Genomic DNA, 12,632 nt, shown 5'->3' with positions numbered 1-12,632 from the left:
TTTTATGGAGGGTAAACGAATAGATTTTCTTCTGGAGGAACTCCAGAACCCGGACTGGGTCGTGCGTGAGGATGCCGTGGAACTACTTGCAGAGGTGGCTGACCCACGTGCAGTGGGCCCACTCATTGAAGCCCTTGATGATGAGGACTACCATGTGAGGGAGGCTGCAGCGCTCGCCCTTGCAACCTTTGATGATAGGATGGCGGTTGAACCACTCAGGGAGCACCTCTCGGATGATAAACCTGGAGTCAGATATGCGTGTGCACTGGCCCTCGGGATACTGGGTGATGAGGATTCAATCCCGGACCTTGAGGAGCTCCTTGATGATGAGAGCCCGATGGTGAGGAGGGTGGCTGAGGTCGCCATTTCTGAGATAAGAAAACGTGCAGCTTAGTTCTGAGTTCTGCTCTGGCTGTTGCTATCCGGTATGATCATCTGGCAGATCACCTACTGAAACCAATATCAGGACTCTAGGGCCCTGAATTCGATTGTATCCCCAACCCGGGTCCCTGAATCCCTGATCTTTCCCTCCCTGAGTTCTATAACATACCTTGCAGGTTTCCTGGGGTTGTAGATCTGCCATGGCCTTAGGGTTACACTGTCAACGACCCGCATATCTCCATCAACAAATAAAACGTCCAGCGGGACAAGCATGAAGAACATGTGTATCCCTGAGCCATACCTCCCCCTCCCCAGGGGTATCTCCAGCACAAGTCCGGTTTCAACGTCCCTGCGTAGCATCAGGCCCCTGAAGCGTGACATGAATGTCCTGGCAAATCTGACGGCACCCAGACTGGTGCCCCGCGTCTTATTAATGACCTCTCTCTTCATCATAATTTCTCCTGAACTGGATGTATATACTTATTTATATCATCACCCCAAAACCATAAACCATTACTGTGGATATTCATCAGGAGGTTATCACTGTGAGAAATATTATCGTTGAACCCCTTAACCAGACACCAATCGAGGATCAGAAGGTGGAGATAGTTGAAAGGAAGGGCATAGGGCATCCGGACAGTATAAGTGACGGGATCGCGGAATCAGTGAGCAGGGCCCTATGCAACGCCTACCTTGACAGGTTCGGTGCAATAATGCACCACAACACCGACGAGGTTCAGATAACAGCCGGCGAATCAGCCCCCCAGTTCGGAGGCGGCGAGGTCATAAAACCCATGGAGATACTCCTCACAGGGAGGGGCATAGCAGAGGTTGATGGTGAGAAGATAGGCCTCGACAGGATAGCCATCTCAGCGGCCAAGGAGTACCTGAGGGAGAACATACTGAACCTTGATGTTGAAACCTGCACCGTGGTTGAGTGCAAGATCGGCCACGGCTCAGGGGACCTCAGGGATGTATTTGCCAGGAAGGGCAGGGCACCCCTCTCAAACGACACATCCTTCGGTGTTGGATTCGCTCCCTTCTCAGAGACAGAGAGGATAGTCATGGAGGCAGAGAACCTCCTGAACTCACCCGAATTCAAGAAGAAGCACCCCGCCGTTGGTGAGGACATAAAGGTCATGGGGCTCAGGGAAAATGATAACATCACACTCACGGTCGCCTGTGCAATGGTTGACAGGTACGTCTCAGACCTCGAGGAATACCTGGAGGTCAAGAACGTTGTGAGGGATGAGGTCTTCAAAATAGCCTCAAAACTCACAGACAGGAACCTTGAGGTCTTTGTCAACACCGCCGACCGCTGCGAGGATGATGAACCCTCAGTCTACATCACTGTAACAGGGACCTCCGCAGAGATGGGTGACGATGGATCAGTTGGAAGGGGTAACAGGGCCAATGGACTCATAACACCCAACAGGCCAATGTCAATGGAGGCAACATCAGGTAAGAATCCCATAAACCATGTGGGTAAGATCTACAACCTCCTCTCAAACCAGATGGCCGGAGATATAGTTGAAAGTGTTGAGGGTGTTAAACAGGTCCACATAATGATACTGAGCCAGATAGGAAAACCGATTGACCATCCAAAGGCTGCAACAGCCCAGCTGATCCTTGAGGACGGGTATACAATGGATGAAGTCACAGGGAAGGTTTCAGGTGTCATGGACGCCTGGCTGGAGGACATACCCAGCATAACCGAGATGTTAGTGAAGGGACAGCTCAGGACCTTCTAATATCCAGCTGAGGGAGAAACACATGCCAATCCAGGAAGCCGAAAAATCCTACAGACCCCACAGGATCGAGGAGAAGGTCCAGAGTTTCTGGGAAGAAAGGGACATCTATGAACGGGTGAAGGAACTGAGGGAGGATAGGCCACGCTATTCATTCCTTGACGGCCCACCCTACTGCAGTGGAAGGATTCACCTCGGTACAGCATGGAACAAGATAATGAAGGATACATACCTTCGCTTCAAGTCAATGAAGGGGTTCAACGTCAGGAGGCAGCCTGGATGGGACACACACGGTCTCCCCATCGAACACAAGGTCGAGGGACTCCTTGGTGTCAGGAGCAAGAAGGACATTGAGGACAAGATCGGAATCGAGGAATTCGTCAACAAATGCAGGGAATTTGCAGTTGAGAATAAGGCAGTCATGACAGGCCAGTTCCAGCGTCTGGGTGTATGGATGGACTGGGATGACCCCTATGTAACCTTTGACCCCGCCTACATGGAATCATGCTGGTGGACCCTCAAAAGGGCCCATGAAAAGGACCTCCTTGTGAGGGATCTGAGGGTCATAACCTGGTGTCCACGCTGTGAAACAGCCCTGGCCCTGGCAGAGATCGACTACCATGATAAGGAGGACCCATCAATCTATGTGAAGTTCCCTGTTTCAGGGGACACCCACATACTTGTATGGACAACCACGCCCTGGACTCTCCCTGCGAACATGGCGGTTGCGGTCCACCCGGACTTCGAATACGCCTACGCACGCCTTGATGGAGAAACCTACATACTGGCAGAGGCTCTGGTCGAGAAGGTTCTTGGTGAAGAAGCCGAGATCCTGAAAACGGTTAAAGGGACAGAACTAGAGGGTTTAACCTACAGAAACCCCCTCGATGATGAGGTACCCCTCCACAGGGAGATTGAACACAGGGTGATCCTGGGGGACCACGTAACCCTGACAGAGGGGACAGGCTGCGTCCACACAGCACCGGGGCATGGTCCAGAGGACTTCGAGATAGGTAAGAAGTATGGTCTTGAGGTCATCTGTCCGGTGGACGAGGCAGGCATCTTCACAGAGGAAGCAGGAAATTACTCTGGCCGCTTTGTCAAGGATGCCGACGAAGACATAATAGCTGACCTCAGATCAAAGGGCCTGCTCCTGAGGGCCGGGACCATAAGCCACAGGTACGGGTTCTGCTGGAGGTGCAAGACACCAATAATATACCTTGCAACAGAGCAGTGGTTCCTCAAGATAACCGAGATAAAGGATAAGATGCTGAGGGAACTTGACAGGGTCCAGTGGGTCCCCTCATGGGCAGGGGAGAGCAGATTCAGGAACTGGATAGAGAATGCACGTGACTGGACCATCTCAAGGCAGAGGTACTGGGGAATACCCATACCAATATGGATATGTGAGGAATGTGACAGCATACACGTGGTCGGATCCATAGATGAACTCAGGGAGCTGGCGGTGGAGGGAGAACTCGAGGGAGACTTCATCCACAGGCCCCACGTGGACAGGATAGTCCTTGAATGCGGTGAATGCGGCGGAAGGATGAAGAGGACACCTGACGTCCTGGATGTCTGGATAGACTCCGGGGTGGCTGGCTGGGCAGCCCTCCACTACCCCTCAGAGACAGAACTCTTCAGGGAATGGTTCCCCTACGACTTCATAACCGAGGGCCATGACCAGACCCGTGGCTGGTTCTACTCACAGCTGGGATGTGGTGTCATAGCCCTGGATGAGGTCCCCTACAGGAGGGTCCTCATGCACGGCTTCACCCTGGATGAAGAGGGCCGTAAGATGAGCAAATCCCTGGGAAACGTTGTTGAACCCGAGGATGTCATAGAGAAGTATGGTGCAGACGTCCTGAGATTCTATCTCCTCTGGGCAAACAAGCCATGGGAGGACCTCAAATTTGTATGGGATGAGCTCAGGAACGTCAACAAGATGTTCAACATACTCTGGAATGTCTATGTATTCGCAACAACCTACATGTCCCTTGACAGGTTCCAGCCAGGAGACCACAGTGCTGAGGATCTGAGCTTCAGGGATGAGGACCGGTGGATCCTCTCAAGGATCAACTCCGTGGCCCTTAAGGTCACAGAGGCCATTGAAAACCTCCACTTCCACAGGGCAACCCGTGAAATCCATGACTTCATAGTGGAGGACCTCAGCCGCTGGTACATAAGGCTGATAAGGAGCCGCACCTGGATAGAGAGGGACGACCCCGATAAACTCGCAGCCTACCACACCCTCTACACGGTCCTCAAGACCCTCATAGTCACCCTATCACCGGTGGCACCCCACGTATGTGAGGACATCTACCAGAACCTTGTAAGGGGAGCTGAACCGGATTCACCAGAGAGCATACACATGCTTGACTGGATCCTGGATGAGGGGGCAGTTGACAGCCAGCTTGAGGCCGATATGGATATCGTCAGGGAGATAATAGAGGCCTGCGCAAGGGCCAGGGACACAGCAAGGTACAAGCTCAGATGGCCGGTCAGGGAGATGGTGGTGGTGTCTGAGGATGAAGGTGTTCTGAAGGCCGCAGAGTCCCTCAAGAACGTCATAGCAGAGCAGGCCAATGCAAAGTCCATCAAAACCTCAACGGAGTTCCCTGACATGAAAATAATAGCCAGGCCAAATCCGGCAACCCTGGGGCCCAGGCTGAGGCAGGACATGCCCCTGGTGATGAGGGAACTGGAAGGCGCAGACGGATCAGCAGTGAAGGCTGCACTGGACTCCGATGGTGAGTTCACGGTTGAATCTGATGGCAAGAAATTTAAACTCACATCTGAGGATATTGTATTTGAAACAGAGCTTCCAGAGAATATAGTGAGCGCTCAGTTCGATGGGGGAAGCGTTTTCATCGACACAGAACTCACACCTGAGATCATGAGCGAGGCAATGGCCCGGGAACTTGTAAGGAGAATCCAGGATATGAGGAAGGACCTTGACCTGGACGTTGAGGCCACCATAGAGGTCTCAGTTAAATGCAGCGAAGAATTCAGGGAACTCACAGAACCCCAGAGGGAGTTCATAGAGAACGAGGTGAGGGCCAGCACACTATCCTTTGATTACTCTGAACTCGAATACACCAAGGAATGGAAGATATCAGACGAAAACCTGATAATATCAATAAAACCTGCAAAGGTGTGAAAATGGTTTTAACCGACTCTGAAATGGAATTTATAAGGAAGGAGCTTGGGAGGGACCCCAACCCCCTCGAGTACGGGATGCTGGATGTCATGTTCTCGGAGCACTGCTCCTACAAGAGCAGCCGGCCGGTCCTGGGCCTCTTCCCTACAGAGGGCGAGGATGTCATAATCGGCCCGGGTGATGATGCAGGTGTTGTGGAGATAACGGATGAACTGGCACTGGTCATCGGAATTGAAAGTCACAACCACCCCTCAGCCATAGAACCCTATGGTGGCGCAGGTACAGGTATAGGGGGCATATTAAGGGATATAATCTCAATGGGGGCCATGCCGGTGGCTCTCCTGGACTCACTCCGTTTCGGATACCTTGAGGACCAGAAGTCAAGGTACCTCTTTGAGCACGTTGTCAGGGGGATATCAGACTACGGGAACCGTGTGGGCGTACCAACAGTTGCTGGCGAGGTCGAATTCGATGAAAACTTCCAGCTGAACCCCCTCGTAAATGTTATGTGCGCGGGACTTGTACCTAAGAATGATATAAAGCGGGGAATCGCCCCCCGCCCCGGCGACGTCTTCCTCCTCATGGGGGGAAGGACAGGAAGGGACGGGATACATGGAGTAACCTTCGCATCCGAGGAGCTCACAAGTTCCTCTGAACTCGAGGACCGCCCCGCGGTCCAGGTGGGGGATCCCTTCACAAAGAAGATGGTCATGGAGGCAAGCTTCGAGATAATGGATGAGATAGAGGTCTCAGGAGTCAAGGACCTTGGAGGGGGAGGTCTGACCTGCTGCATCTCCGAACTGGTCGCCAAGTGTGACAACGGTGCAAGGGTCAGCCTCGAGGCCATACCACTGCGGGAGGAGGGGATGACCCCCTATGAGATCATGCTATCAGAGTCACAGGAGCGCATGATCTTCGTGATGGCACCAGATGATGTTGAGGCTGCAATGGAAATCTGCAGGAAATATGAGTTACCAGCAGCGGTTATAGGTGAGGTTACAGACACAGGCAGGATGATCGTTGAGAGCGAGGGCGAGGTTATAGCTGATCTACCAGCAAAGCTCCTGGCGGACCCTCCAGTGGTTGAGAGGGAAGCCAGAAAGCCCCAGCTACCGGAGGGACAGGTGGAGGTTAAGCATCCCCCCCTTAAGGACACACTCCTGAAGCTGATATCATCACCAAACATTGCAAGCAAGCGCTGGGTTTACAGGCAGTACGACCATGAGGTCCAGATAAGGACCGTTGTAAAACCAGGGGACGATGCAGCCGTCCTGAGGGTTGATGGCACAACAGGGGTTGCACTCACCGTCGACTGCAACAGCATCCACACGAAGCTCGACCCCTACGGTGGAGGCGCGGCCTCGGTCGGGGAGGCCATAAGGAACGTTGTATCAATGGGGGCCTGGCCTGTGTGCATAGTTGACTGCCTCAACTTCGGCAACCCAGAGAAGCCCGAGGTATTCTGGCAGTTCAGGGAATGTGTGAGGGGCATGGCTGATATGGCAGAAACCTTCAGCACCCCCGTTATAAGTGGTAACGTGAGCTTCTACAATGAGACAGAGGGCGTCACCGTGAACCCATCCCCTGTGGTGGGTGTGGCAGGTAAACTATCCCTTGATAGCATAAAGACCCTGGACTTCAAGGACGAGGGGGAGGAGATAGTGGTCATCGGGGAAACAGGGCCTGAACTGGGCGCATCAGAGTACCTGAGGACAGTTCATGGTATCGTGGATGGAAAACCCCCTGAAACAGATCTTAAGGCAGAGTTTGAAGCTGCAAAGGCAGTTAAGGAGATAATCGACGGGTCCGGAAATAAGGTGACAGCGGTCCATGACTGCTCAGCCGGGGGAATAGCTGTGGCACTGGCTGAGATGGCCATAAAGTCAGGCATCGGGGCAAGGATAGACCCAATGAAGATCCCTGGCAGATTCAGAAACATCCACGAGGCCCTCTTCTCAGAGTCCAATGGAAGGTACATAATGACCGTGAGGGGATCAGCCAGGGACATACTGGGCGGACTGGATGTCCCATGGGCTGTTATTGGAACCACCGGCGGCAGGACCCTTGAATTCGGCGATGTGGCCCTGGACGTCTCAGAACTTGATGATGCCTATCACGGCGTGATTGAGGCATACATGTCCACATAGGTGTTCCTTTGAAATACCGGAGGGAATTCTTCAGGCAGCTGATACATGCAACCGGCATAGTCTTCGTGATCCTTGCAGGCTACCTGGACACCACCTCCATGATAATCCTCTCCCTTGCAGCAGCCATATGCGGGGAGATCATATTCCAGCTTGACAGGAGATTCTACCTGCCCTTCTTCTCGGTAATCCTGAGGGGCTGCAGAAGGGACGATACTGAGAGGGGCTTCATTTACTATTTCATTGGCATGACCCTCACCTATTCCCTCTTTGGATTCAACATGGCTGTGGCCAATGCAGCCATCATCATACTGACACTCGGAGATTCACTATCAACCATAATCGGGAGGAGGTTCGGGAAACACCCCCTCCCACTTAAACATGATAAGAGCATTGAGGGGTCAGCAGCATTCCTTGCAGCAGGATTCCTGGGGTCCCTTTTCTTCGTTGAACCCATACATGCCCTCACAGGCGCCATCACAGGCATGCTGGTGGAGGCATACACACCGGTGGAGGATAATATAGTCATCCCCCTTGTGGTGGGGGCTATTCTACTGATTTAAATGTCCTTATGCCGGGACACAATTAGTTGTTTTCAGTTTATGAAGTTTATAAGCCGATATTCAGTTTTGAGAGGTTTTTCTGTTCAGAGCCTTATAACGCCCTCCCTTCTGAAGGAGACAACGGCTGCCAGGAAGATGAGCACCGAGAAAACTGTAGATGGTACCATGTCATAGATAATCCCGGGGTCCAGGTGGGGTCCTGATGACATTTTAACAATTATCAGGCTGGGTATGAACCTTATTAGGGGGCTGAGGGCACCCATATCCATGAAGAGCGGCACAAAGAGGATAAAGGTTGCAAAGAAGAGTACAACTGTAATTGCTGAGTTGGCCTCCTTTGTGCTGTCTGCAAGGATTGATATGAACAGACCCACACCAATGAATGCAAGACCTGTAATGAGGAGGAGAAGGGCCAGTAATGGCATGTTATACACAGGTACCCTCAGAAGGACCAGGAGTCCAAGCCAGAGCATGCTCTGGATAAATGAGAATACCAGTGATGGCAGTATCTTACCGAGGATTATCATGGTCTCGGAGAGGGGTACCATGAGCAGCACCTCAAAGGTCTTCCGCTCCTTCTCTCCCACGACACTGTCCGTTACCATGTTGCTCCCCAGGAAGAAGGGAAGGAAGACAACGAAGGGGAGGATGAAGCCGTACATTATCTCCACAAAGTAGGAGCTCTCAAGGGCAAGGGGCCTGTAGTCCTCCCTCCTGATGGGGACAACCTTAAGCTTCACAGGTTCCTCAAGGGCCTGGATTGTCCCGGATGGGAGTCCAGACTCCCTGAACCTTTTCTGATTTATATACCATGAAGCTGCGCCCTGAAGCCTTTCACTCATGATTGTGTAGAACACGCTGGAGGTGTCGGCCTCTATCCTCACGTCTCCTCCACTCAGGTAGACGATGGCCACAACCTCTGATCCAAGGCTCTTCCTGGCGCTCTCAATGTTACTGAATTCCCTTACACTGAGACCCTCCCTTTCAAGGCCCTCAGTGAGGAGCCCGTCACCATCAACCACACCGACCTTCAGGAAACCTGAACCACCCCACCTCTCTATCAGCTGGGGGTCGGCAGCAACCGAGCTCACAATGGCGAGTCCATAGGCCCCCAGTATTATTATGACCTGAACAAGGATGAGAAGCATGTAGATCCTGTTGGAGAATATATCACGGGCCTCCTTAAGTGCCAGTGCTTTCAGTTTCATGGTTTCACCATTAACCTCAGTATACCTGGTCTGGGACCGAATACCACATCATCCCTCCCGAACAGCCTGACTGCAAGGCCATAGAATATGATGCTGAGTACCAGGATTGAGATGGCTGGAGGAATGATATCGGCAGCCCCCAGGGCCTGGCCCGATATCATCTTTATTGTGAGTGTCATGGGTGAAACTGAACCTGATGAACCTGCCATGTAGGCCAGGGCCGGGGCAATGAGGTACGCTGCAGATATGATGTAAGCCAGGGTTATCCCTATACCAGCCTCACGGTAGTTCCTTGCATAGACAGATATGAGGGCGGTGAGCCCCACAACCGGAGCCGAGGAGGCAACAACTGTGAAATAGGCGCCCAGGGGGTTGAACATATGGAAGCCCGAGGCCAGGATGAGAATCATCCATACACAGATCTGGAGGGCAAGTACAGTGATCACCGAGAGGCACTTACCGAGGATGATCTCTGAACGCCTGACCGGCATGGCAAGGAGGGCCTCCCCGGTCTTCCGCTCCTTCTCACCCACGAGACTGTCCACAACAAGGTTACCGAACAGGAAAACCGGGAGGAAGAGGAGGATTGAAACCATCACCCTTGTCACAAGCTGAACCGGGAGCGGCTCCCCACGGGTCTCCTCCCTGACCTCCGGGGCGGGACCAGGCGATTTCACAAACTCCTCTGATATCAGGCTGGAGGCCCGTTCAACAGCGGCTTCAACTTCATCCCGCACCACGCTCCTCCTGGGATCCGAGTAGTCAAGGTAGAGGGTTGCATTGAGGGGTATGCCGGTGAAGTTGTCAACCACCAGCACGGATCCAGCATCCCCTCCCTCACGAATATCAAGGACGTCAGGGTTAAGCTGTCCCTGGATAAAGCCGGAGGGATCAATGACACCGAGCTCTGCAAATCCGGTGAGGGATGGTGTGAGGGCTTCACCACTCTCCAGCACATCGGTGAATCCACTGAACATGAACAGTGTTAAAATCAGGACCGCTATCTGGAACAGGAATATGAAGAGGAACTTCCGGCTTCTCAGCGTGCTCCTCAGTTCCCATTTTGCCACCTTGAGGAGATTCATCCTGACCCCCTGAGGCTCTCTATAAAAACATCGTTTAGTGTGGCCTCCCGGGTGTTAACCCCTGATACGTTGGCCCCGAGTTCCATTATAACACCCGATATGGCTCCCCGGTTTTCAAGGGACACCCTGAGTGTGCTGCCATCAACTTCAACGGATTTTACACCAGGGATAATCATGAGATCGCCCTCACCTACAGAGGAAATGTCCCTCACCTTCACCTCAAGGACCAGGTCCCCCCGGATCTTTGATTTCAGTTCATCAGGTGTTCCAATATCCAGTATCCGGCCCTGGTTTATTATTGCAACCCGGTCACAGAGGTACTCAGCCTCCTCCATGTAGTGGGTGCATAGTATCATGGTCTTTGATCCCTTCAGGTCCCTTATGAACTCCCTTATTGAGAATGCGGTTGCAGGATCAAGTCCCATGGTTGGTTCATCGAATATTATGATGGGAGGGTCATGTATCAGGGCCCTGGCTATACCTATCCTCTGCCTGAGGCCCTTGGAGAAGGTGTTGATGGGGTCCATGGCCCTATCGGTCATACCAACCAGTTCAAGGAGCTCAGCTATCCTGTCATCAAGCACATCCCTGGGGACACCGTAGAGTTCACCAAAGTATCGGAGGAGGTCCCCTGCCCTGAAGCGCTCGTAGAGGTTGGGCTCCTCTGGAAGGTAACCTATCATGGACTTGACACTGAGGGGGTCCTCTGTGACGTCATGGCCCCCCACCCTTACGGTCCCGGAGTCAGGGTGAAGTATGCCAGCTATTATACGTATGGCCGTGGTCTTACCGGCCCCGTTGTGGCCGATGATACCCATGAGCTCACCCTCAGTCACACTGAAGCTCAGGTTATCAAGGGCCCTGATCCTCCCAAAACTTTTACTCACAGATTCAACCTCTATCATGGAGCCTCCCGGACCACAGGGGTCCCTCGTAGAGATATTATGTTCATCCATTGAGTCCCCCAGTCAGCCACTGGAGGTCCCCTGCTGTAGCGATAACATTTTTATCGAGTGCATCAATTCCTGAATTAATTATATGGGGGTCCTTTATATATAGGTCCATATAAGAGAGTAGTTAAGCGGTGATGATCAGATGTTCCTATCAGAACTCTTACCGGTCAGGGATGCATTCAGGATTCTTGATGAGAACCAGAGGTTCACGGAACCAGAGACCGTGGATCTTCTTGAGGCCTATCACAGGGTCCTTGCAGATGACATAGTATCACGGTTTGACTCGCCACCCTTTGACAGGTCTGCCATGGATGGCTATGCTGTGAGGGCAGAGGACACCTTCGGTTCATCCCCTGGGAACCCCTCAACATTGAGGGTCACAGACTCGATAGGTGCCGGTGAGGTTTCAGGGGTAGATGTTGGGCAGGGAGAGGCTGTTAGGATCGCCACAGGCGCCCCAATCCCTGCTGGAGCCGATGCTGTTGTGATGGAGGAGTACACGCTCCAGGAGGGGTCAGAGATCAGGGTTTTAAGGCCAGTAGCCCCCTCCGAGAATGTGGCTCCGGCCGGTGAGGATGTGAGAAGAGGGGCTACGGTACTGCGGGAGGGGACCCTCATGAGGCCACAGGAAATCGCCATGGCAGCATCAGCAGGTTACAGTAAGGTTAAGGTATTTAGAAGACCGTCAGTGAAGGTTATAGTAACCGGGAATGAACTGGTGGACCCTTCTGATGACCTTGAGCCAGGTAAGATACCCAATTCCAATTTATACACATTAAACGCCCTGGTTGAAAGTGCTGGGGGGTCTGCAGACCCCGTGCATCTTCCTGATGATATGGACACTGTTGGGGAGGAGATAGAATCCTCTGCCAGTGAATACGATGTGATAATAACAACAGGGGGAACCGCCATAAGCCGTGGCGACGTGGTTGTTGACGCCGTGGATGGTCTGGGTGAGGTATTATTCCATGGAGTGGCCCTGAGACCCGGTAAACCAGTTGCATTTGGGATGGTCTCTGAAACACCGGTCTTCATGCTTTCAGGTTACCCTGTTGCAGCCATGGTGCAGTTCGATGTATTTGCAAGGTACTACCTGCTGAGGATGCAGCACCTTGACTACAGGCACCGGGCAGTGAAACGGAGGTGCAGGGCCAAGGTCGCCTCCGGCCCTGGAAGGACAGACTACCTGCGGGCCTGGGCTGATGATGAGGAGGTTGAACCTGTGCAGAGCAGAGGATCAGGTATTATAAGGTCAATGGTGGGGTCAAACGCCTACATAGTCATAGATGAGAACCTTGAGGGGATATCAGCTGGAGAGGAGTGTGACGTGCTCCTCTTTGATTCCATGGTAATATGATGGATGTTTAGGGATCCTTAAACTGGATCTGCC

The 12,632-nt window shown here is 52.7% G+C and carries 10 protein-coding genes; 6 read left to right on the top strand and 4 right to left on the bottom strand.

Annotation, left to right across the window (positions count from 1 at the left end; all coding sequences use genetic code 11):
• Positions 1 to 4: 4 nt before the first annotated feature.
• Positions 5 to 394: a HEAT repeat domain-containing protein gene (locus MTCT_RS06395; protein WP_048175928.1), complete on the top strand. Its 390-nt coding sequence runs from the start codon at positions 5 to 7 to the stop codon at positions 392 to 394.
• A 68-nt stretch (positions 395 to 462) separates the two neighbouring features.
• Here MTCT_RS06395 and MTCT_RS06390 read toward each other — a convergent pair whose 3' ends face one another.
• Entirely contained in the window at positions 463 to 834 is a 372-nt protein-coding gene (locus MTCT_RS06390) for a DUF192 domain-containing protein (RefSeq protein ID WP_048175926.1), read from the bottom strand.
• A gap of 92 nt (positions 835 to 926) precedes the next feature.
• On the opposite strand from MTCT_RS06390, the gene MTCT_RS06385 reads away from it, so the two are divergent.
• The 4 genes from MTCT_RS06385 to MTCT_RS06370 are packed head-to-tail and all read left to right on the top strand — an operon-like array spanning position 927 to position 7,996.
• A complete protein-coding gene (locus MTCT_RS06385; RefSeq protein ID WP_048175925.1) occupies positions 927 to 2,132 on the top strand; it encodes a methionine adenosyltransferase in 1,206 nt (401 codons plus the stop codon).
• A 22-nt stretch (positions 2,133 to 2,154) separates the two neighbouring features.
• Entirely contained in the window at positions 2,155 to 5,289 is a 3,135-nt protein-coding gene (ileS, locus tag MTCT_RS06380; RefSeq protein WP_048175924.1) for an isoleucine--tRNA ligase, read from the top strand.
• Between the two features lie 2 nt (positions 5,290 to 5,291).
• Positions 5,292 to 7,436, top strand: coding sequence for a phosphoribosylformylglycinamidine synthase subunit PurL (gene purL / locus MTCT_RS06375; RefSeq protein ID WP_048175923.1), 2,145 nt, complete (start codon positions 5,292 to 5,294; stop codon positions 7,434 to 7,436).
• A gap of 8 nt (positions 7,437 to 7,444) precedes the next feature.
• Positions 7,445 to 7,996, top strand: a complete 552-nt coding sequence (locus MTCT_RS06370) for a diacylglycerol/polyprenol kinase family protein (RefSeq protein ID WP_048175920.1) — start codon at positions 7,445 to 7,447, stop codon at positions 7,994 to 7,996.
• A gap of 83 nt (positions 7,997 to 8,079) precedes the next feature.
• On the opposite strand, the gene MTCT_RS06365 is transcribed toward MTCT_RS06370, so the two are convergent.
• The 3 genes from MTCT_RS06365 to MTCT_RS06355 are packed head-to-tail and all read right to left on the bottom strand — an operon-like array spanning position 8,080 to position 11,194.
• Positions 8,080 to 9,204, bottom strand: a complete 1,125-nt coding sequence (locus tag MTCT_RS06365; protein WP_048175918.1) for an ABC transporter permease — start codon at positions 9,202 to 9,204, stop codon at positions 8,080 to 8,082.
• Complete coding sequence (locus MTCT_RS06360; RefSeq protein ID WP_048175916.1) at positions 9,201 to 10,289, bottom strand: ABC transporter permease; 1,089 nt, start codon at positions 10,287 to 10,289, stop codon at positions 9,201 to 9,203. The genes MTCT_RS06365 and MTCT_RS06360 overlap by 4 nt, the downstream gene beginning before the upstream one ends.
• Positions 10,286 to 11,194 (bottom strand): ABC transporter ATP-binding protein, encoded by a 909-nt coding sequence (locus MTCT_RS06355; protein WP_048175914.1) that lies wholly within the window; start codon positions 11,192 to 11,194, stop codon positions 10,286 to 10,288. Before MTCT_RS06355 ends, MTCT_RS06360 begins: the two co-directional genes overlap by 4 nt.
• 190 nt (positions 11,195 to 11,384) lie before the next feature.
• On the opposite strand from MTCT_RS06355, the gene glp reads away from it, so the two are divergent.
• Complete coding sequence (gene glp, locus MTCT_RS06350) at positions 11,385 to 12,599, top strand: gephyrin-like molybdotransferase Glp (RefSeq protein ID WP_048175912.1); 1,215 nt, start codon at positions 11,385 to 11,387, stop codon at positions 12,597 to 12,599.
• Positions 12,600 to 12,632 lie beyond the last annotated feature (33 nt).

Source organism: Methanothermobacter sp. CaT2, assembly GCF_000828575.1.
Taxonomy (GTDB): Archaea; Methanobacteriota; Methanobacteria; order Methanobacteriales; family Methanothermobacteraceae; genus Methanothermobacter.
The sequence above is the reverse complement of the archived record's forward strand: the minus strand, read 5'-3'. Positions and strand labels throughout refer to the sequence as shown.

Excerpts from the sequence above, each read along its gene's own strand:
- MTCT_RS06395 (WP_048175928.1), top strand. The coding sequence starts at position 5 with ATGGAGGGTAAACGAATAGATTTTCTTCTGGAGGAACTCCAGAACCCG.
- MTCT_RS06365 (WP_048175918.1), bottom strand. The coding sequence starts at position 9,204 with ATGAAACTGAAAGCACTGGCACTTAAGGAGGCCCGTGATATATTCTCC.
- MTCT_RS06390 (WP_048175926.1), bottom strand. The coding sequence starts at position 834 with ATGATGAAGAGAGAGGTCATTAATAAGACGCGGGGCACCAGTCTGGGT.
- glp (WP_048175912.1), top strand. The coding sequence starts at position 11,385 with ATGTTCCTATCAGAACTCTTACCGGTCAGGGATGCATTCAGGATTCTT.
- ileS (WP_048175924.1), top strand. The coding sequence starts at position 2,155 with ATGCCAATCCAGGAAGCCGAAAAATCCTACAGACCCCACAGGATCGAG.
- purL (WP_048175923.1), top strand. The coding sequence starts at position 5,292 with ATGGTTTTAACCGACTCTGAAATGGAATTTATAAGGAAGGAGCTTGGG.
- MTCT_RS06360 (WP_048175916.1), bottom strand. The coding sequence starts at position 10,289 with ATGAATCTCCTCAAGGTGGCAAAATGGGAACTGAGGAGCACGCTGAGA.
- MTCT_RS06355 (WP_048175914.1), bottom strand. The coding sequence starts at position 11,194 with ATGATAGAGGTTGAATCTGTGAGTAAAAGTTTTGGGAGGATCAGGGCC.